General features: G+C 66.9%; 16 protein-coding genes and 1 pseudogene. 4 read left to right on the top strand and 13 right to left on the bottom strand.

The annotated features are described in order from the left end of the window. Window positions 1-118: pseudogene (locus ACSFA2_RS23205) on the top strand (outer membrane protein assembly factor BamD); the annotation flags it as partial. Between the two features lie 20 nt (window positions 119-138). On the opposite strand, the gene ACSFA2_RS23200 reads toward ACSFA2_RS23205, so the two are convergent. Together ACSFA2_RS23200 and ACSFA2_RS23195 are read right to left on the bottom strand one after the other, a co-directional pair. Next, a complete protein-coding gene (locus tag ACSFA2_RS23200; RefSeq protein ID WP_435457679.1) occupies window positions 139-2247 on the bottom strand; it encodes a DNA repair helicase YoaA in 2109 nt (702 codons plus the stop codon). Beyond that, entirely contained in the window at window positions 2247-2450 is a 204-nt protein-coding gene (locus ACSFA2_RS23195) for an HP1242/YdcH family protein (RefSeq protein ID WP_435457678.1), read from the bottom strand. Before ACSFA2_RS23195 ends, ACSFA2_RS23200 begins: the two co-directional genes overlap by 1 nt. A gap of 129 nt (window positions 2451-2579) precedes the next feature. Between ACSFA2_RS23195 and ACSFA2_RS23190 the strand changes: the two genes are divergently transcribed. Continuing rightward, window positions 2580-3359 (top strand): PP2C family protein-serine/threonine phosphatase, encoded by a 780-nt coding sequence (locus ACSFA2_RS23190; protein WP_435457677.1) that lies wholly within the window; start codon window positions 2580-2582, stop codon window positions 3357-3359. A gap of 20 nt (window positions 3360-3379) precedes the next feature. Here ACSFA2_RS23190 and ACSFA2_RS23185 read toward each other — a convergent pair whose 3' ends face one another. The 8 genes from ACSFA2_RS23185 to ACSFA2_RS23150 all read right to left on the bottom strand — a co-directional run bounded on the left by ACSFA2_RS23185 (window position 3380) and on the right by ACSFA2_RS23150 (window position 14246). Further along, on the bottom strand, window positions 3380-4018 hold the full coding sequence (locus ACSFA2_RS23185) for a hypothetical protein (protein ID WP_435457676.1): 639 nt from the start codon (window positions 4016-4018) through the stop codon (window positions 3380-3382). Between the two features lie 143 nt (window positions 4019-4161). Next, complete coding sequence (gene zapE / locus ACSFA2_RS23180; RefSeq protein ID WP_435457675.1) at window positions 4162-5259, bottom strand: cell division protein ZapE; 1098 nt, start codon at window positions 5257-5259, stop codon at window positions 4162-4164. A gap of 4 nt (window positions 5260-5263) precedes the next feature. Then, window positions 5264-6721: a dihydrolipoyl dehydrogenase gene (gene lpdA, locus ACSFA2_RS23175; RefSeq protein WP_435457674.1), complete on the bottom strand. Its 1458-nt coding sequence runs from the start codon at window positions 6719-6721 to the stop codon at window positions 5264-5266. A 4-nt stretch (window positions 6722-6725) separates the two neighbouring features. Then, entirely contained in the window at window positions 6726-7229 is a 504-nt protein-coding gene (locus ACSFA2_RS23170; protein ID WP_435457673.1) for a hypothetical protein, read from the bottom strand. A 7-nt stretch (window positions 7230-7236) separates the two neighbouring features. Beyond that, entirely contained in the window at window positions 7237-8490 is a 1254-nt protein-coding gene (gene odhB, locus ACSFA2_RS23165; RefSeq protein WP_435457672.1) for a 2-oxoglutarate dehydrogenase complex dihydrolipoyllysine-residue succinyltransferase, read from the bottom strand. 58 nt (window positions 8491-8548) lie between these two features. After that, the gene (locus tag ACSFA2_RS23160; RefSeq protein ID WP_435457671.1) at window positions 8549-11419 is read right to left on the bottom strand and encodes a 2-oxoglutarate dehydrogenase E1 component; all 2871 of its coding nucleotides are present in this window, start codon (window positions 11417-11419) and stop codon (window positions 8549-8551) included. Between the two features lie 167 nt (window positions 11420-11586). Beyond that, window positions 11587-13503, bottom strand: coding sequence for a propionate--CoA ligase (locus ACSFA2_RS23155; protein ID WP_435457670.1), 1917 nt, complete (start codon window positions 13501-13503; stop codon window positions 11587-11589). Window positions 13504-13640: 137 nt separating this feature from the next. Beyond that, a complete protein-coding gene (locus ACSFA2_RS23150) occupies window positions 13641-14246 on the bottom strand; it encodes an isochorismatase family protein (RefSeq protein WP_435457669.1) in 606 nt (201 codons plus the stop codon). 94 nt (window positions 14247-14340) lie between these two features. Here ACSFA2_RS23150 and ACSFA2_RS23145 point away from each other — a divergent pair, with 94 nt between their 5' ends. Then, the gene (locus tag ACSFA2_RS23145; RefSeq protein ID WP_435457668.1) at window positions 14341-14991 is read left to right on the top strand and encodes an alpha/beta hydrolase; all 651 of its coding nucleotides are present in this window, start codon (window positions 14341-14343) and stop codon (window positions 14989-14991) included. Window positions 14992-14997: 6 nt separating this feature from the next. Here ACSFA2_RS23145 and ACSFA2_RS23140 read toward each other — a convergent pair whose 3' ends face one another. Further along, window positions 14998-16077, bottom strand: a complete 1080-nt coding sequence (locus ACSFA2_RS23140; RefSeq protein WP_435457686.1) for a PQQ-dependent sugar dehydrogenase — start codon at window positions 16075-16077, stop codon at window positions 14998-15000. A gap of 275 nt (window positions 16078-16352) precedes the next feature. Here ACSFA2_RS23140 and ACSFA2_RS23135 point away from each other — a divergent pair, with 275 nt between their 5' ends. Then, window positions 16353-16913, top strand: a complete 561-nt coding sequence (locus ACSFA2_RS23135; RefSeq protein WP_435457667.1) for a C40 family peptidase — start codon at window positions 16353-16355, stop codon at window positions 16911-16913. 191 nt (window positions 16914-17104) lie between these two features. Here ACSFA2_RS23135 and lpdA (ACSFA2_RS23130) read toward each other — a convergent pair whose 3' ends face one another. Both lpdA (ACSFA2_RS23130) and aceF read right to left on the bottom strand, forming a co-directional pair. After that, window positions 17105-18922: a dihydrolipoyl dehydrogenase gene (gene lpdA, locus ACSFA2_RS23130; RefSeq protein ID WP_435457666.1), complete on the bottom strand. Its 1818-nt coding sequence runs from the start codon at window positions 18920-18922 to the stop codon at window positions 17105-17107. 131 nt (window positions 18923-19053) lie between these two features. Continuing rightward, window positions 19054-20712: a dihydrolipoyllysine-residue acetyltransferase gene (aceF, locus tag ACSFA2_RS23125; RefSeq protein WP_435457665.1), complete on the bottom strand. Its 1659-nt coding sequence runs from the start codon at window positions 20710-20712 to the stop codon at window positions 19054-19056. Window positions 20713-20730 lie beyond the last annotated feature (18 nt).

Below are 20730 nucleotides of genomic sequence, written 5' to 3'. Positions count from 1 at the left end.
GGGCCTGAACGACCTGCGCGACGACGCCAGGCGCGTACTGACCACCAACTACCCGCAGAGCGAGTACCTCACGCGCGGCTTCCGCGGCAAGGACGACCCGTGGTGGAAGGTCTGGTAATTCACTGACGCACCGACGCCTCAGGGCGTCAATGCGTCGAGCGCGGCATCGAAGTCGGCCTCGCTCTCCAGCCGCCGCATCGGCGGCAAGGCCGCGATGAGCCGGCGACCGTAGCCCATGGTGACCAATCGCGTGTCGCAGATCGCCAGCACCCCTACATCGGTTTCGCGCCGGATCAACCGACCGGCCCCCTGCTTCAGCGCGACGGCCGCCTCCGGGAGCGAGTAGTCACCGAAGGCGTTGCGGCCCTGCGCCTCCAGCCGCTGTGAACGCGCCTCGACCAACGGGTCGTTCGGCGGCGGAAAGGGCAGCTTGTCGATCACGACGAACTGCAGCGCATCGCCGGGCGCATCGAAGCCCTCCCAGAACGACGCCGAGGCCACGAGCACGCACCCTGCCCCGCCCTGGCCATCGCCAGCGCGGAAACGGTCCATCAGCACGCGCTTGGGCAGTTCGCCCTGCACCAGCACCTCGGGCCGCCGTGCGCCATCGAGGTGGTCCAGTTGCTGCCGCAGTGCGTCGCCGATGGTGCGCAAGGCGCGCAGCGTGGTGGTCAGCACCAGCGTCTTCCCTCCGAGCAGCGCTGCCCCGCGCGCCGCCAGCCGCGCGACCTGCGCGCCGTGCGACGGATCGTTCGGCTTGGGGAACGCGCGCGGCACGTAGAGCGACGCCTGCTGCGCGTAGTCGAACGGGCTCTGCACCCGCAGCACCTCGGCGTCGGTGAGGCCGCAGGGCTCGGTGAACCAGCGCAACTGCGGGTCGTCGCCCAGCGTGGCCGAGGTGAAGATCCAGGCGCGGCCGCTGCTGTCCGAGTCGCTCGCGCCCTTCTTCAGCACCCGCGTGCGCACCGCCTCCGCGATGTCCAGCGGCGACTCGATCAGCCGCAGCTGCGTGCCCACATCGACCCAGCGCACGGACCCCAGCGCGCAGGGCTGCGCGAAGCGTCCGGCCCGCTCCGCCAACTGCTCGGCCCGCTCGTGCAGGCGGATGAAATCGGGCGAGATTTCACTGACGGTGGCCAGCGCCTCGCCTGCGTCTTCGAAGGCCTGCTGCAGTTCGTCGAGCGCGCCCTGCCACGGCGCGGCGGCCAGGCCTTCCGGCGCCTCGCCGGCCCAGCGCAGCTTGGTGCCCGGCCATTGCTGGCCGGCCGCGAGGCGCAGTTCGCGGGCCGCGCGCTCGACCGCCGCCACGCGCTGCGTCCAGTCGGCCAGGCCGCGTGCGTGCTGCAGGCCGGCGGCCAGCAGGTCGCGGGCGAAGTCGAGCGCCTGCCCGGTGCCGAACTGCACGCCGAGGAACTGCACGCCGGTCTCGTTGAGCTGGTGCGCCTCGTCGAAGACCACGACACGCACCGACGGCAGCAACTCGGCCATGCCGGATTCGCGCACCGCCAGGTCGGCGAAGAACAGATGGTGGTTGATGACCACCACGTCGGCCGCCAGCGCTTCGCGCCGCGCGAGGTTGACGTGGCAGGGCTTGAACTGCGGGCATTGCGCGCCCAGGCAGTTGTCGCGGGTGGAGGTGATGAGCGGGATCAGCGGCGAGCGCTCGTCCAGCCCGGGCAACTCGGCCAGGTCGCCGGTGCGGGTGGCCTTGGACCACTGCTCGATCTTGGCCAGCGTGCGCAGGTTGCCACGCTCGGGCGAGGTGTCGTGGCGCGCGAGGTCCAGCCGGTGCAGGCACAGGTAGCTGGCCCGGCCCTTGAGCAGCGCGGTGCGCACCGGCAGCTTCAGGGCATCGACCAGACGCGGCAGGTCGCGGCCGAAGAGCTGGTCCTGCAAGGTCTTGGTGGCGGTCGACAGCAACACGCGCTCGCCGCTCAGCAGCGCCGGCACCAGGTACGAGAAGGTCTTGCCGACACCGGTGCCGGCTTCGACCACCAGCTCGCCGCCGGATTCGATGGTGCGCGCCACCGCCAGTGCCATCTCCGTTTGCCCGCCTCGCTCGCGAAACTGGTCGGCCGCGTGCGACAACACGCCATGGGGAGCGAACGCCTCGCGCACTTCCTGCGTAAGCGCGGAAAGCTTGCGGGACGGCGGTCGCGACGGTGGCGCGGCGCCCAGCAGCGCGTCCAGATCGTCCTCGTCGTCCTCATCGTTATTGCCGTCGAAGGCGCTGGCATCACCCACCATCAGGCAGGCTCTTGCGGCTCGACGGAGCGCTCGACGCGCGCGATCTGGTCGCGCAACGCCAGGCGCCGCTTCTTGAGGCGGCGCATCAGCAACTCGTCCTGCGGGACGACTTCGCCGAGCCGGTCGATGGTCGCGTTCAGGTCGGCGTGCGCCATGCGCAGCTCGATCAATTGACGCGACGGGGAGTGAAGATTGAAGTCCAAGGGGGAGGTGGGTTCGACGGCGGCGCCGGCGCCCGGTGCGGCCGATGCCGGGACGGCTTCGTTCGATAATACGTCGCGACACGATTGTTCCGCGATGCATCTCAACCGCGCCCCTGGCGCATCCGCGCCATGACACGAGGTTTCCGACTTTCCGCCGCCACCGGCCTCCACAAGGGCGACCGCGCCTACCAGCAGGACCAGGTCGCGGTGATCAGCCATCCCCGCACGGTCGGCTGCGTGCTCGGCATCGTCGCCGACGGGATGGGGGGACGAAGCGGCGGACGCAAGGCGTCCGACCAGGTGCTGATGACCGCGAACCAGCTCTTCGCCCGCTATCGCCCGGACCGCGACGACGCCGGCGCGTTGCTGCGCCAGGTGCTCGAGGACGCCCATACGGTGATCAAGCTGACCGCCGTGTCGAGCGAACAGGAGCCGCACAGCACCATCGCCGCCTTCCTGGTGAATCCGAATGGCGCCTGCGCCTGGATCCACGCCGGCGATTCGCGCATCTATCTTTTCCGCAAGGATCAGATGCTCGAACGCACCCGCGACCACTCGTACGTGCAGGTGCTGATCGACCGCGGCGAGATCACCGAGCACGAGGCCAACATCCATCCGCAGGGCAACATCCTGCTCGGCTGCCTGGGCATGACGAGCACGCCGCCGCCGGTCGATCTGCACTTCATCCCGCAGCTCGAGCCGGGCGACGTGCTGATGGCCTGCAGCGATGGCCTGTGGCACTACTTCAGCCCACAGGAAATGGGGGGCGTGCTGGCCACGCAGCCGCCACGGATGGCGGTGCAGATCCTGGTGGACGAAGCACGTCGCCGCGCGCGGGGCACCGGCGACAACCTCTCTCTGGCCGTGCTCAAGGTCGAGCCGCTGCCGAAGGACGAGGACAAAGCCTGACGGGACCTCGTCAGGGCCCCTCAGGGGGGAGTGGGCAAGGGTGCGGACCGCGGCTTGGTGCGCTCGGCGTTTTGCCGCTCGCGATCGGCGCGGTGTTTCGCGGCCTGCTCCTGCTTGCGCTCGAAGCGCGCACGCTCGGTCGGCGCATCGGCCTGCAGGCGCGCAGCCTTGGCCTGCTCCTCGACATTCTTTCGCTGCTTGTCCTCCAGGGCACGACGGTTGTTCTCCGCCTTCGCGGCGGCATCGGCACGGCTGTCGGCATGGTCGGCTGCGCGCTGCTCGCGCCCCTGCTGGGACTGGCGCGCTTTCTCCTGTGCCGCCGGATCGTCCTGCGCGCGCGGCGGTGCCTTGTCCAGGCGCTCCAGCTGGGCGGCCGCCCGGCGCTTGCGCTCGATGTCGTTCAGGTCGGCTTCCTGGCGCTTGATGCTGTCTTCCGCCGTGCGCCGCTTGCGGCGGCTGTCCTGCAGGCAGTCCTCCACCGCGAAGCGCTGGTAGCAGGCAGTCTGCTCGGTCTTGGCGCGCGCGTCGATCTCCGCCCGCTCCTTGGTCAGGCGCGCGCGCTCCACGTCCGGATCGACGTTGCCGGCCACCGCGTTGGTCTGCGCCAAGGCCGACACACCGCTGGCCAGCAATGCGATGCAAAGAAGAAATTGCTTCATGTCAGTTATCCATTGCGTGATGCGCCACCCGCACGAAACCGGCACGGCCGAGGCCAGGGCACCCGCGGAACTGGCTCTGCCAGGCCGCCGGGTGCGCCCCCTTGAGGGGGAACGCCGCAGGCGCGTCGGGGGTGGGTTTCACTTCAAGTGAGACGCGTGTCGACCGTTCTTCGTTCCAGCGCCAGGAACTCGGCCGACTGCATTTCGGTCAGGCGGGACACCGTGCGCGGGAACTCGTGGGCCAGCGGGCCCTCGGTGTACAACGCCTCCGGCGCGACCGCCGCCGACACGATGAGCTTGACCCGGCGGTCGTAGAACACGTCGACCAGCCAGGTGAAACGGCGCGCTTCCGACGCCCGCGCCACCGTCATCTGCGGCACGTCCGACAGCAGCACCGTGTGGAACTGGGTCGCGATCTCCAGGTAATCGTTCTGCGAGCGCGGGCCGCCGCAGAGCGTCCTGAAGTCGAACCAGACCAGCCCGCCCGCCTTGCGACGGGCCAGGATCTCGCGCGCCTCGATGTGCAGCACCGGGTCTTCGTCGGCGCTCTCGGCGAGCTTGTCGAAGGCCACGGTCATTTCCCGGTCGGCCTCGGGGCCGTTGGGCGTGAGGTACAGCCGCACCTGTTCGAGCGTGCGGCGCCGGTAGTCGGTGCCGTTGTCGACGCTCAGGACTTCGAGCTTCTCGTTGAGCAGCGCGATGGCCGGCAGGATGCGGTCGCGGTGCAGGCCGTCCGGGTACAGGTCGTCCGGCTTGAAATTGGAGGTGGTGACGAAGCCCACGCCGTTGTCGAACAGCGCGGCCAGCAGACGGTGCAGGATCATCGCGTCCGTGATGTCGGCGACGTGGAATTCGTCGAAGCAGATCAGCTTGTAGCGCTTGGAGATGCGCTTGCCGAGTTCGTCCAGCGGATTGACGATGCCTTGCAGCTCCGCCAGTTCGCGGTGCACCTCGCGCATGAACTCGTGGAAATGCAGGCGCGTCTTGCGCTTGATCGGCACGGCATTGAAGAAGCAGTCCATCAGGAAGCTCTTGCCACGGCCGACGCCGCCGTACATGTAGACGCCGCGCGGCACGTCCGGACGGTGGATGAGCTTCTTCAGCGCATTCGAACGCTGCGCCTTGTAGGCAGCCCACTCGTTGGCGCAGCGCTCCAGAGCGGCCACCGCGCGCAATTGCGCGGGGTCGCTCTGGAAGCCACGCGAGGCGAGTTCCGCCTCGTACGCTTGTTGGACGCTCAAAGGATCAGAAGTTCAGCGTGCGCTTGTCGACGGCGAGTGCCGCTTCCTTCGTCGCTTCGGACAACGAGGGGTGTGCGTGGCAGATGCGGGCGATGTCTTCGGCACTGGCCTTGAACTCCATCGCCACGACGGCTTCGGAGATCAGTTCGCTGACCTGCGGGCCCACCATGTGCACGCCGAGGATCTCGTCGGTCGTCGCATCGGCCAGGAACTTCACCATGCCGGTCGTGTCGCCCAGGGCACGCGCCCGCCCGTTCGCGAGGAACGGGAAGGTGCCCGCCTTGTAGGCACGGCCTTCGGCCTTGAGCTGCTGCTCGGTCTGGCCGACCCACGCGATCTCGGGCGAGGTGTAGATCACCCACGGGATCGTGTTGAAGTTGACGTGCCCATGCTGGCCGGCGATGCGCTCGGCCACGGCCACGCCTTCTTCCTCGGCCTTGTGCGCCAGCATCGGGCCGCGCACCACGTCGCCGATCGCCCAGACGTTCGGCAGGTTGGTCTTGCAGGCGTCGTCCACCGTGATGGCGCCGCGCTCGTCGAGCGCCAGGCCCACGGCTTCGGCGTTCAGGCCGATGGTGTTGGGCACGCGGCCGATCGAGACGATCAGCTTGTCGGCCTCGAGCACCACCGCTTCGCCCTTGGCGTTGGTGTAGGCGATGCTCACGCCCTTCTTGCCGGTCTTGACCTCGCCGACCTTCACGCCGAGCTCGATCTTCAGGCCCTGCTTGTCGAAAGCCTTCTTGGCTTCCTTGGCGATCTGCTCGTCGACCGCACCCAGGAACGTGGGCAGGCCTTCGAGAATCGTCACCTCGGCACCGAGGCGGCGCCAGACCGAGCCCATTTCCAGGCCGATCACGCCGGAGCCGATCAGCGCCAGCTTCTTGGGCACCGCGCCGACGCGCAGCGCGCCGTCGTTCGACAGCACATTTTCTTCGTCGAAAGGCGTGCCGGGCAGCGCGCGGGCGTTGGAGCCCGTGGCCACGATGATGTGCTTGCCGACGATCGATTCCTCGGCAGCGCCCGTCACCTTGAGCTCGTAGCCGCCCGTGGAACCGGAGGTTCCACCCTCGCCGGGTGGAACGGCCTTCACGAACGAGGCGCGGCCATGGAAGGACGTGATCTTGTTCTTCTTGAAGAGGTAGGTGATTCCGTCGTTGTTCTGCTTCACGACCTGGTCCTTGCGGGCCAGCATCTTGCCGAGGTCGAGCTCCAGGCCCTTCACGTTGATGCCGTGGTCTACAAAGTGCTTGCCGGCATGCTCGAAATGCTCCGAAGACTGCAGCAGCGCCTTCGACGGAATGCAGCCGATGTTGGTGCAGGTACCGCCCAGCGCCGGGCCGCCCTTGGCGTTCTTCCACTCGTCCACGCAGGCGACGTTGAAGCCGAGTTGCGCTGCACGGATGGCGGCGATGTAGCCGCCGGGGCCGCCGCCGATGACGATGACGTCGAATTGCTTGCTCATTTTTTCAATCCAGTTTCTTGAGTTCGAACGCCCCCGCATGGAGGACGATTCCAAATACACCTGTCTGTGCGATCAGCGTCTCGCGGTTCGGGCCTTCGGGTCCGAAAGCGACCGTGGCCCCAGGCCGCGTGCGACAGACGAAAAGATGTCCGCCGTCGAGGCATTCGATGCTGCCCGATGCATGCAGTGCATTCCAGCCCAGACCTTCGTAGTCACGCGCGACAAAACGCCGCAGCGGCGGGCTTTCTTCGGAGCGTTTGGCCTCGCTCAGGGTCCAGCGGGACAGATCCGAGCGGTAGCGTTCCAGCACCTTCGCCGGATCAGCATCGGCCACCTTGGCAACCACCACTTGCTCCGGCGTTGCGCCGGATCGCTCCGCCGCGACGCTGCCCTTCACCCACTCGAGACGGTAGACGCCGCTCCACGGATCGCCAGCCGCTGCGGCAGCCCCGGCTCCCAGAGGAGCCAGGCCCAGCACGCAAGACAACCAGACGGCCGAGCGGCGCATCGTGTTCTCAGATGTCGAACAGCAGGCGCGACGGATCTTCCAGCGCTTCCTTCATGGCGACCAGGCCCAGCACGGCTTCGCGGCCGTCGATGATGCGGTGGTCGTACGACATGGCCAGGTAGTTCATCGGGCGGATCACGATCTGGCCGTTCTCCACCACCGCGCGGTCCTTGGTCGCGTGCACGCCCAGAATGGCCGACTGCGGCGGGTTGATGATGGGCGTCGACAGCATCGAGCCGAAGGTGCCACCGTTGGAGATCGAGAAGGTGCCGCCGGTCATGTCTTCGATGCCCAGCTTGCCGTCTTGCGCCTTCTTGCCGAATTCGGCGATCTTCTTTTCGATCTCGGCGAAGCTCATCTGGTCGGCGTTGCGCAGGATCGGCACCACCAGGCCACGCGGCGAACCGACGGCGATGCCGATGTCGAAGTAGCCGTGGTAGACGATGTCGTTGCCGTCGACCGAGGCGTTGATGACCGGGAACTTCTTCAGCGCATGCACCGCAGCCTTCACGAAGAAGCTCATGAAGCCGATCTTCACGCCGTGTTCCTTGGTGAACTGGTCCTGGAACTTCTTGCGCATCTCCATGACCGGGGCCATGTTGACTTCGTTGAAGGTGGTCAGGATGGCGTTGGTCGACTGCGATTGCAGCAGGCGCTCGGCGATGCGGGCGCGCAGGCGGCTCATCGGCACGCGTTGCTCGGGGCGCTCGCCCAGGTCCTTCGGGCTCGACGGTGCCGCGACCTGTTGCAGCGCCGGCTTGGCGGCCGGTGCCGGCGCGGCGGCCGGGGCCTTGGCGGTCGTGCCCGACGCCACGGCGCCGAGCACGTCGCCCTTGGTCACGCGGCCATCCCTGCCCGAGCCTGCGACGTCGCCGGTCGTCAGGTTGTTGTCGGCCAGCAGCTTGGCAGCGGCGGGCATGGCGACGTCGGACTTGGAACCGCCGGTGGCCGCGGCTGCGGCCTGGGCCGGTGCGGCGGCAGCGGGTGCCGCAGCGGCCGGCGCTGCTGCACCAGCCTTGCCTTCGGAATCGATCTTGGCGATGACCTGCCCGGCGACCACGGTGGCGCCGTCGCCCTGCACGATTTCGGCAAGCACGCCGGCCGACGGCGCCGGCACTTCGAGCACGACCTTGTCGGTCTCGATCTCGATCAGGATTTCATCGATGGCGACGGCTTCGCCGGCCTTCTTCTTCCAGGTGAGCATGGTGGCTTCGGCCACCGATTCCGACAACTCAGGGACTTTGACTTCAACGATAGACATTTTGGAGAGTGCTCCGACTTCTATTTATAGGTGGGATGGATAGTAAGTAGGCGTCGGCTCACTTCGTGAGGACGAAACCCTTGAGCTTGCCGAACGCGCCATCGACCAGCGCCTTCTGCTGCTCCTGGTGCAGGTGCGAATAGCCGACCGCCGGCGATGCCGAGGCCGCGCGGCCAGAGTAGCCGAGCTTCTGGCCGTCGGACATGTTCTCGTGGATGTAGTGCTGCACGAAGAACCAGGCGCCCTGGTTCTGCGGTTCGTCCTGGCACCACACCACGTCGACCAGGTTCGGGTACTTTTTCAATTCGGTGGAGAAGGCCTTGTGCGGGAACGGGTAGAGCTGCTCGACGCGGATGATCGCCACGTCGTCGGTGCCCTTCTCTTCGCGCTTCTTGGCCAGGTCGTAGTAGACCTTGCCCGAGCAGGCGATCACGCGCTTGACCTTGTCGGCCTTGAGGTCCTTGGCGTCGGGGATGACGGTCTGGAAGAAGCCCTTGGTGAACTCGGACAGCGGCGAGGTCGCGTCCTTGTTGCGCAGCAGCGACTTGGGCGTCAGGATGATCAGCGGCTTGCGCAGGTTGCGCACCATCTGACGACGCAGGATGTGGAAGATCTGGCTTGCCGTGGTCGGCTGCACGACCTGCATGTTGGTATCGGCGCTCAGCTGCATGAAGCGCTCGAGACGCGCCGAGCTGTGCTCCGGACCCTGGCCCTCGTAGCCGTGCGGCAGCATCAGCGTCAGGCCGTTGACGCGGCCCCACTTCACTTCGCCCGAGGCGATGAACTGGTCGATCACGACCTGCGCGCCATTCACGAAATCGCCGAACTGGGCTTCCCAGATGACGAGCGTGTTCGGGTCGTTCGAGGCATAGCCGTATTCGAAGGCCAGCACCGCTTCTTCGGACAGGATCGAGTCGATGACGACGAACGGCGCCTGGTTCTCGGCCACGTTCTGCAGCGGCACGTAGGTGCCGACGTCGAACTTCTCGCGGTTCTGATCGTGCAGAACGGCGTGGCGGTGAGTGAACGTGCCACGGCCCGAATCTTCGCCCGACAGGCGCACCGGGTACCCGCTGGCCACCAGCGAGGCGAAGGCCATGTGCTCGCCCATGCCCCAGTCGACGTTGACGTCGCCACGGCCCATGGCGGCGCGGTCGTCCAGCACCTTCTTGACCAGCGGATGCACGGTGAAGCCGGCCGGCACCGTCGTGATCTTCTCGGCGATGCGCTTCCATTCAGCGGTCGGAATGGCGGTGTCACCGGCATCGGTCCACTTCTTGTTGAGGAAGGGGCTCCAGTCGACCGCGTACTTGCTCTTGAAGTTGGTGAGCACCGGGTCGGACGTGTTCTTGCCGGCGTCGAAGGCGGCGCGTTGCGCCTTGACCATGTCGTCGCCCAGCGTGTCGCCTAGGCCCTGCGCGGTCAGCTTGTCGGCGTACAGCTTGCGCGTGCCCGGGTGCTGGGCGATCTTCTTGTACATCAGCGGCTGGGTGAGCGACGGCGTGTCCTGCTCGTTGTGGCCGAGCTTGCGGAAACAGATGATGTCGACGACCACGTCCTTCTGGAATTCCATGCGGAAGTCCAGCGCGAGCTGGGTGGCGAGCACCACGGCTTCGGGGTCGTCGCCGTTCACGTGCAGCACCGGTGCCTCGATCATCTTGACGATGTCCGAGCAGTACAGCGTCGAGCGGCTGTCGCGCGGGTCGCTGGTGGTGAAGCCGATCTGGTTGTTGATGACGATGTGCACCGTGCCGCCGGTGGAATAGCCACGGGTCTCGGCCAGCGCCAGCGTTTCCATCACGACACCCTGGCCGGCGAAGGCCGCGTCGCCGTGCACGATGATCGGCAGCACCTGCTTGCCCAGCGGGTCGCCGCGGCGGTCCATGCGGGCGCGCACCGAGCCTTCGACCACCGGGTTCACGATTTCGAGGTGCGAGGGGTTGAAGGCGAGGCTCAGGTGCACCGGGCCGCCGCGCGTGCTCACGTCGGAACTGAAGCCCTGGTGGTACTTCACGTCGCCGCTGGGCAATTCTTCAGGGGCCGTGTGGTCGAACTCGGCGAACAGGTCGGCCGGCATCTTGCCGAGCGAATTGACCAGCACGTTGAGGCGGCCGCGATGGGCCATGCCGATCACGATTTCCTGCACGCCCTTGACGCCGGCTTCGTTGATCAGTTCGTCCATCGACACGATGAAGCTTTCGCCGCCTTCGAGCGAAAAGCGCTTCTGGCCGACGTACTTGGTGTGGAGGAAGCGTTCCAGGCCTTCGGCGGCCGTCAGGCGCTCCAGCACATGCTTCTTCTGCTCGGCATTGAGCTTCGGGTTGGTGCGCGCCGTCTCGAGCTTCTGCTGCCACCAGCGCTTCTGCTGGTGGTCGGTGGTGTACATGTACTCGGCGCCGATGGTGCCGCAGTACGTCTCACGCAGGGCGTTGAGCAGATCGCGCAGGGACATGGTGTCCTTGCCGAAGAAGGTGTTGCTCGTGTTGAACACCGTTTCGAGGTCGGCGTCGCGCAGACCGTAGAACGAGGGTTCGAGTTCGGGGATCGCCGGGCGCTCGGTGCGCTTGAGCGGATCGAGATCGGCCCAGCGGGCGCCGACGTTGCGGTAGGCCGCGATCAGTTGCTGGACCGCCGTGCGCTGGCGGCCGAGTTCGGAGTCGGCACCGCTGGCCTGCACCACCCTGGTCGTTCCCTGCTTCGCGCGTTCGGCGAAGGCATTGACGACGGGGAGGTGCGCCACGTCGCGAGCGTTGCTGCCGTCGGCCGCGGGCACGTGCTGCAGCGCGTCGAAGTACGAGCGCCAGTTGTCAGGCACGCTGCCGGGGTTCTCGAGGTAGTTCTCGTACATCTCTTCGACATAGGGCGCATTGCCGCCGAAGAGGTAGGTGTTGCCTTGGTAGGCTTGATAGACGGGCGAAGAGTCGCTCATGTTCCGCTGACTTTCGCTTCCCTGGAGGAAGCATTAGCTGGTTTAAGAAACCTTCCGCGACACGGCTGGACCGGTTGGCGGATGCGACTGTGGCTAGGGAAGGGCCTGAGTACCATGGCATTGTGCCACGTCAACCCTGTGACAGCGCCCGCTGTGGTAGCAAGACCTCAACGGCCAAGCAGTTGCTGGATCTTCTGGAGGGTGCCGGGGTCGTCGATGGTCGTGAGGTCGCCCGGATCACGCCCTTCGCACACCGCCTGGATGGCGCGCCGCAGCAATTTGCCGCTGCGCGTCTTGGGCAACGCGGTCACGAAATGCACCCGCGCCGGCCGCGCGAGCGCGCCGAGGTCATCGGCCACCCGCTTCATGACCTCACCTTCCAGCGCCGGGTCGGCGCTGCCGTCCTTCGTGACGGCGAAGGCCACCGCCACCTGCCCCTTCAGCGCATCCGCGACGCCGACCACGGCCACCTCGGCGATGGCCGGATGGCCCGAGATCGCCTCTTCGATCTCGCGCGTGCCGAGCCGATGGCCCGCCACGTTGATGACGTCGTCGGTCCGGCCCAGGATGTAGAAATAGCCGTCGGCGTCGCGGATGCCCCAGTCGAAGGTCGAATAGACCATCCGGTCGGGGATGCTCTTCCAGTAGGTGTTGACGAAGCGCGCGTCGTCGCGCCAGATTGTCTGCATGAAGCCCGGCGGGGTCGGGCCTTCGACCACCACCACGCCCTTCTCGCCGGGCGTCGTCAGTTCCTCGCCGGTGGACTCGTGGACGATTTTCACCCGCCAGCCGTACATCGGCACACCCGGGCTGCCGAACTTGCTGGGCTTTTTCTCCACGCCGTTGGCGATGGTGATGATCGGCCAGCCCGATTCGGTCTGCCAGTAGTTGTCGATGATGGGCACGCCCAGCCCGTCACTGATCCAGCGGGCCGTCGGCTCGTCCAGCGGCTCGCCGGCCAGGAAGAGCGCGCGCAGGCTCGACAGGTCGTATTTCTTGAGCAGTCCCGGGTCCTGCTTCTTGAGCACGCGCACCGCGGTGGGCGCGCTGAACATCACCGTCACCTGGTACTTCTCGACCAGTTGCCACCAGATGCCGCCGTCCGGCTGGCCGTCCAGGCCCTGCGTGGGCAGGCCCTCGTACACGATCGTCGCCATGCCCGCGATCAGCGGCCCGTAGACGATGTAGCTGTGGCCCACCACCCAGCCGATGTCGCTGGTCGAGAAGAAGGTCTCGCCGGCCCGGCCGTCGAAGATGTGCTGCATGCTGGCGGCGAGCGCGACCGCGTAGCCACCCGTGTCGCGCTGCACGCCCTTGGGCTTGCCGGTGGTGCCGCTGGTGTAGATCGTGTAGCTGATCTCGGTGGATTCGAGCCACGTGCAGGGCACCACCGTGTCGGCGTGCTGCGCGGCGAGGTCGCGCAGCAGATGGTCCCTGCCCGCGACCAGTTCCATCGGCGCCAGCCCGCGATCGGCCAGCAGCACCGCGGCCGGCTTGTGCGTCGACAGCCGGATCGCCTCGTCGAGCAGCGGCTTGTACGCGATCACCTTGCCGGCGCGCGAGCCGGCATCGGCGCTGACCACCACCGTCGGCTCAGCGTCCTCGATGCGCGAGGCGAGCGAGCCGCTCGCGAAGCCGCCGAACACCACGCAGTGCACCGCGCCGATGCGCGCGCAGGCCAGCATCGCGAAGGCGGCTTCCGCGATCATCGGCATGTAGATCAGCACGCGGTCGCCGCGCTTCACGCCCAGCGCCAGCAGGCTGGCCGCGGTGCGCTGCACCTCGGCGTGCAGTTCGCGGAAGCTGTAGATGCGTTCGTGGCCGGTCTCGGTCGACACGCAGATCAGCGCCGGTTGGCCGCCGCGAGCCGCCAGATGCCGATCGACGGCGTTATGGCAAAGGTTGGTGGTACCGCCGACGAACCAGCGCGCGAAGGGTGGACGGCTCGCGTCCAGGATCTGCTGCGGCGGCGTTTTCCAGTCGATGAACGCGGCCTGCTCGGCCCAGAAGGTCTCGCTGTCGTCGATGGAGCGGCGATAGAAGTCGCCGTAGGAAGCGCCATGGGCGGCGGATGATTGGGGCATGGGGTTTGTCTCCGGCATCGTCCCGCTCGGATGCAGGATCTGATTTCATGATTGGTGCCGGCGCTTGCAGGACGCTGACACAGAGACCGCGCCTGTTCAGATGCCAGGCCGTGCGCCGCGCGCTGCCTTGATCTATGTCAACGAATCAGCGACTGGTACTCGTGAAAGGCCGGATGCTCCGCCGTGCGCAGCCATTCGAAGCCGACCATCTCGGTGGTCACCAGTTCGGCGCCGGCGCCGGCCAGGCGGTCGAAGGCGGCGTCGCGGTTGCGTTCGGTGCGCGAGCTGCAGGCGTCGGTCACGACCCAGACGTCGAATTCGTCTTCCAGCAGGTCGAGCGCGGTCTGCAACAGGCAGACATGCGCTTCGCAGCCAGCCACCACGATCGTGTTGCGCTCGTCCTGCCCGCCGGTGCTCGGCTTTTGCAGGTGCTTGGGCAGGCTGCGCGCATTGCCTTGCGGCGCTTTGGCCGGCGGCCGCAACCATTCGCCCAGGCCTTCCTCCACGCCGCTGAAATGCATCTTGGCGAGCGAACGCTGGCACAGTGCACGGATCTCCGGCACGTTCTCGCCGAGCTTGGACGGGTTCTGTTCGGTACCCCATGTCGGGACGTCGAGCATCTTCGCGATCTTGCCGAGACGGACGGCATTGGCCACGACGGCCTCGCCTTCGAAGATGGCGGGCATGAGGCGGGGCTGGTAGTCGATCAGGACCAATTGGGACACGGAGACGTCGAGCAGCATGAGAAATTCCTTCGAGAAAACGCCGGGGCACACAGCCGCCCGGCGCGATGCGGAATTAGACCGTATCGCGTGGCTGCCTGGCCGGCGGGCGATCATGCTCGGCCTGCTGGCGCTGGGGATCGCAGGCTGCGCGTCCTGGCGCTCCGCCGATGCCCCGATGTACACGCAGACCGACGCCAGCCGCTGCACCCTGCACGCCGACACGCTGCTGGTGCTGCTGCCCGGCGTCTATTCGCACCCCGACGAGTTCGTGCGCGAGGGCTTCGTGCAGGCGGTGAACGACGCACGCCTGGCCGTCGACGTGGTGCGTGTCGATGCGCACCTGAACTACTACCAGCGCAACACCTTCGTCGAGCGGCTGCATCAGGACGTGATCGCTCCGGCCCGGGCGCGCGGCTATCGCGCGATCTGGATCGCAGGCATCTCGCTCGGCGGCTTCGGTGGGCTGACCTACGCGAAAGAGCACCCTTCGGATGTCGCCGGTCTGGTGGCGCTGGCGCCGTACCTGGGCGAAGCGGCGATCTGGCCTTGGCTGAACGGCTACGGCAACGGAGCGCCCGGACATCCGCCGCTGTATTTGGGCTACGGCAAGGCCGACCGCTTCGCCGAAGCCAACGGTTTGCTGGCGGCAAAGCTCCTCCCATCGCAGACCTTCACCACCGACGGCGGCCACGACTGGGCACCCTGGCTGCGACTCTGGAAGGCCATGCTGCCGACCCTGCCGCTGCCACGCTGCCCCACCTGAGCAAAGTCACTGCGGCCGCAAACGCAGCAGCTTGCCGTCCGACTCGTCCGTCAACACATAGAGCAGGCCATCGGGCCCCTGGCGCACGTCGCGGATGCGGGCGCGACCGTCTTCAAGCAGCTTGTGCTCGGCGACGACCTTGCCGTCCTTGAGCACGATGCGGTCCAGATACCCGAACTTCAGCGAACCGACAAAGAGGTTGCCCTTCCAGGCCGGGCCGTAGCGGTCGCTGGTGAGGAACGCCATGCCGGACGGCGCGATCGAGGGCACCCAGTAGTGCAGCGGCGGCTCCATGCCGTCCTTGGCCGTGAGGCCGTCGCCGATCTTCCCGCCGCCGTAGTTCTCGCCATAGGTGATGACCGGCCAGCCGTAGTTCCTGCTCGGCTGAGGCACGTTGATCTCGTCACCACCTTGCGGGCCGTGCTCGTGCATCCAGACACGGCCGTCGAGGCCGAGTGTCGCGCCCTGGCCGTTGCGATGGCCATAGCTCCAGATTTCCGGCAGCGCGCCGGCCCGGCCCACGAAGGGGTTGTCCGTCGGTGCCGCACCGTCCTTCTGGATGCGCACGACCTTGCCCAGGTGGTTGTCGAGTTTCTGCGCGTCTTCCTTGCGGCTGAAGCGGTCACCCAGCGTGATGAACAGCGTGCCGTCGCGCGCCTCGACGATGCGGCAGCCGAAATGCGCCCTGCTGGCGACCTTGGGCCGCTGGCTGAAGATCACCCGGACGTTCTCGAGGCGCGTGGCGTCGCCCGACAACGTGGCCCGCAGCACCGCGGTGCTGTTGCTCGAGCCCCCGGCCTCAGGCTCAGAGAAGCAGACATAGACGGTGCGATTGCTGGCGAAGGCGCTGTCGGTGACCACATCCAGCAAACCGCCCTGCCCGCCCGCTGCGATCGTCGGCAGGCCGGACACGGGCGCACCGATGCGTCCATCGGCGCCGACGACGCGGAGTCGCCCGGCCCGCTCGGTCACCAGAAAGCGCTGATCCGGCAGGAACGCGACCGCCCAAGGGTTCTCCAACCCCGTCGCCACGCGCTCGACCGTGGCCTGCGCCATCACAGAGCCCCCGCTGGCCAGGCAACCCATCGTCAAACCCAGGCCAAGAAGCCGCTTCAATTTCACATTCATTTCTACGTCCAATGGTCGATTTGACAATTCGGCTTTCGCAATGCGCAAATATGGACACAACTAGTAAACCTTTGCGCTACATATCTGTCACAAAATATTTCAAGGTCTTTGCAACTTTACATGTCACATCATTGAAAAAAGTGAAAACATGAGTTGCGACAGGCGTTTACAGGCAGAATCGAGAATTCGCTTCAAATTGACACTCTTGGCTGTCATCCCTATCCTACGAACCCATGCGTTTTCTCCTGATCCTTGCCTCCCTTCTCGTCGCCGGTGCCGCGCATGCCGCCCCCGTTGCAGACCGTTCGGACGACATAGACCGGGTGTTGGTGGACAAGGGTTTGATCGGCCAGTTGCAGCAAGTTCGCCAAAGCGTGGTCGAACGGACGTCCGATCTGGTGGTGACCGCCATCGGCTTCCTGGGCGTCCCCTACCGTCGCGGTGGCAACACGGCTGAAGGCGGCTTCGACTGCAGCGGCTTCGTCCGCGCCATGTACAACCAGACGGTCGGCCACCTCCTGCCGCGCCGCGCCGAAGAACAGGCCGCGGCCACCGAGAAGATCGACCGCAGCGAACTCAAGCCGGGTGACCTGGTGTTCTTCAACACGATGCGCCGCGCCTTCAGCCATGTCGGCATCTACGTGGGCGAAGGCAAGTTCATCCACTCGCCGCGCACCGGCGCCCAGGTGCGCGTGGAAGACATGAACGGCAGCTACTGGAAGCGCCGCTTCGACGGCGCCCGCCGCGTGCTGTCCACCGAAGACGACGAAGCGTCGCGCGCCGCGGTCAAGTAATCGAAGCTGTCGCACCCAAGAAAAAACCCGCCGTCGGCGGGTTTTTTCTTGGGGCGGCGTCCCGGACTCAGAACATGTGAAGGAACCGTCGCGAGCGCCCCGAGCTTGCGTCGAGGACCGGAGCCGCACTCGCGTGCGGTGAGGACCGCAGAGGCGAGATCGGGGCGCGCAGCAGGTTCATTCGCACGTTCTCAGCGCTTGACCGGCGGCAAGTCGGTACAGCTGCCGTGCGCCGCCTCGGCCGCCAGACCGATGCTCTCGCCGAGCGTCGGGTGCGGGTGGATCGTCTTGCCGATGTCGATGGCGTCCGCGCCCATCTCGATGGCCAGCGCGATCTCGCCGATCATGTCGCCCGCATGCGTGCCGACGATGCCGCCGCCGATGATGCGGTGGCTCTCGGCGTCGAACAGCAGCTTGGTGAAGCCCTCGTCACGCCCGTTGGCAATGGCGCGGCCGGACGCATTCCACGGGAACAGGCCCTTGCTGATCTTGACGCCCTCGGCCTTGGCCTGGTCTTCGGTGATGCCGACCCACGCCACTTCGGGGTCGGTGTAGGCCACGCTCGGGATCACGCGCGCGTTGAAGGCGGCGCTCGCCAGCTCCTTGTCGCCCTTCTGCTCGCCGGCGATGACCTCGGCCGCCACGTGCGCCTCGTGCACCGCCTTGTGCTCGAGCATCGGCTGGCCGACGATGTCGCCCACTGCGAAGATGTGCGGCACGTTGGTGCGCATCTGGATGTCGACCGGGATGAAGCCGCGTTCGGTCACCGTCACGCCGGCCTTTTCGGCGGCGATCTTCTTGCCGTTGGGCGTGCGGCCGACGGCCTGCAGCACCAGGTCGTACAGCTGCGGTTCCTTCGGGGCGGCCTCGCCTTCGAAGCTGACACGGATGCCCTCCTTCGTGGCTTCAGCGCCCACCGTCTTGGTCTTGAGCATGATGTTGTCGAAGCGCGGCGCGTTCATCTTCTGCCACACCTTGACCAGGTCGCGGTCGGCGCCCTGCATCAGGCCGTCCATCATCTCGACCACGTCCAGGCGCGCGCCGAGCGACGAATACACCGAGCCCATTTCCAGGCCGATGATGCCGCCGCCCAGGATGAGCATGCGCTTGGGTTCGACGCCCAGTTCCAGGGCGCCGGTCGAGTCGACCACCCGCGGATCGTCCTTGGGCATGAAGGGCAGATGCACCGCCTGCGAACCGGCGGCGATCACGCAGTGGCGGAACTTGATGGTTTGCGCCTTGCCGGTGGTGTCGCGGCCGTCGCCCGAGGTCTCCTGCACCTTGACGTGGTACGGGTCGATGAATTCGCCGACGCCGCGCACCGTTGTCACCTTGCGCATCTTGGCCATCGCCGTGAGGCCGCCGGTGAGCTTGCTCACCACCTTGTTCTTGCGCGCCAGCAGCTTGCTGCGGTCGATGCTCGGCTCGCCGAAGGTCACGCCCATGTCGGCGAAGTGCTTGACCTCGTCCATCACGGCCGCAACGTGCAGCAGCGCCTTCGACGGGATGCAGCCGACGTTGAGGCACACGCCGCCCAGCGTCGCGTAGCGCTCGACCAGCACGACCTTCAGGCCGAGATCGGCCGCGCGGAAGGCGGCCGAATAGCCGCCCGGGCCGGCGCCGAGCACGAGCAGGTCGCACTCGACATCGACGGAACCGCTGTAGCTCGATGCGACCGGTGCCGGTGCAGCCGCTGCTGGGGCCGGCGACGTCGCCTTGGCCACCGGTGCCGCAGCGGGCGCCGGCGCGGATGCAGGCGCAGTAGCCCCTTCGGCCACGTCCAGCGTCAACACCACCGAGCCCTGCTTGACCTTGTCGCCGACCTTCACCGCCACGGCCTTCACCGTGCCGGCCGCCGACGATGGAATTTCCATCGACGCCTTGTCCGACTCCACGGTGATCAGCGACTGCTCCGCCTTCACCGTGTCGCCCACCTTCACCAGTACCTCGATCACCGCGACTTCGTCGAAGTCGCCGATGTCCGGCACCTTGATCTGTTGTTCACTCATTTCGAATCCTTTTCAGTGACATGAAACTGGCGCAGCCAATTCCAGGGATACCGCGGAACCGGCTTTGCCGGGCCGCTGGTATCGCCCCCTTGAGGGGGAGGCGCCGCAGGCGCTTCGGGGGTGGGTGTTCCTCAGAGCAGCACACGACGGAAGTCGGCGAGGACCTGGCCGAGGTACGCGTTGAAGCGTGCAGCGGAGGCACCGTCGATCACGCGGTGGTCGTACGACAGCGACAACGGCAGCGTGAGCTGCGGCACGAACTGCTTGCCGTCCCACACCGGTTTCATCGCGCTCTTCGACAGGCCCAGGATGGCCACTTCGGGCGCGTTGATGATGGGTGTGAAGTGCGTGCCGCCGATGCCGCCCAGCGAGCTGATCGAGAAGCAGCCGCCCTGCATGTCGGCCCCGCCGAGCTTGCCGTCGCGCGCCTTCTTGGCGAGGTCGCCCATTTCCTGGCTGATCTGCAGGATGCCCTTCTTGTCGGCGTCCTTGAGCACCGGCACCACCAGCCCGTTGGGCGTGTCGGCCGCGAAGCCGACGTTGTAGTACTGCTTGTAAACCAGCGTGTCACCGTCGAGGCTGGCGTTGAATTCGGGGAATTTCTTCAGCGCCGCGACCACCGCTTTGATCACGAACGCCAGCATCGTCACCTTGACGCCCGACTTCTCGTTTTCCTTGTTGGTCGCCACGCGGAAGGCTTCCAGTGCGGTGATGTCGGCCTCGTCGTTGTTCGTGACGTGCGGGATCATCACCCAGTTGCGGTGCAGGTTCGCGCCGCTGAGCTTCTTGATGCGCGACAGCTCCTTGCGCTCGACGGTGCCGAACTTCGCGAAGTCGACCTTGGGCCACGGAATGAGGCCCAGCGCCGCGCCGTCGCCACCACCGGCCGGCGCCTTGGCGCCTGCGGCCTTGGTGCTGGCGGCGCCGCTCATCACGGCCTTGGTGAAGGCCTGGACGTCTTCCTGCGTGATGCGGCCCTTGAGCCCGGAGCCCTTGACCTCGTCCAGCGGCACGCCGAGTTCGCGCGCGAACTTGCGCACCGACGGCGACGCGTGCGGCAGGCTGCCGCTCGGCGGTGTCGTGGTGTCGTGCGCGGCAGGCGCCGCGCTGGGCGCGGGCGCGCTGGCCGTGGCGGCCGCTGGCGCCGCCGCAGCGGACGCCGATGCAGGTGCCGGCGATGCCGCGGGCGCCGGTGCGGGTGCCGCGCCGGCCGTGCCTTCGAGCACCGCGATCAGATCACCGATGTTCACGACATCGCCGACCTTGACCTTCATTTCCTTCAGCGTGCCGGCGGCCGACGACGGGATTTCCATCGACGCCTTGTCCGACTCCACGGTAATCAGCGACTGCTCGACCTTGATCGCATCGCCCGGCTTCACCAGCACTTCGATGACGGACACGTCCTTGAAATCACCAATGTCCGGCACCTTCACCTCGACCGGGCCAGCCGGCGCGGCGGCCGGGGCTGCCGCAGCAGGCGCCGGGGCGGGTGCGGACTGGGGCGCAGGCGCGGCAGAGGCAGACGCCGCGGCCGGTGGCGCTGCAGCGGCGCCTTCGGCGTCCACCACGATCACGACCGAACCTTGCTTGACCTTGTCGCCCACCGCGACCTTGAGTTCCTTCACCACGCCGGCGGTCGACGACGGAATCTCCATCGACGCCTTGTCCGACTCCACAGTGATCAGCGACTGCTCCGCCTTCACCGTGTCGCCCACTTTCACCAGCACCTCGATCACCGCGACTTCGTCGAAATCGCCGATGTCCGGCACCTTCACGTCCACTGCTGCCATATCTCTGTCTCCCGCCCG

Origin of the sequence: Variovorax cryoconiti, from assembly GCF_051216395.1 — a bacterium.
Taxonomy (GTDB): Bacteria; Pseudomonadota; Gammaproteobacteria; order Burkholderiales; family Burkholderiaceae_C; genus Variovorax.
This window is presented reverse-complemented; position numbering and strand designations above follow the sequence as displayed.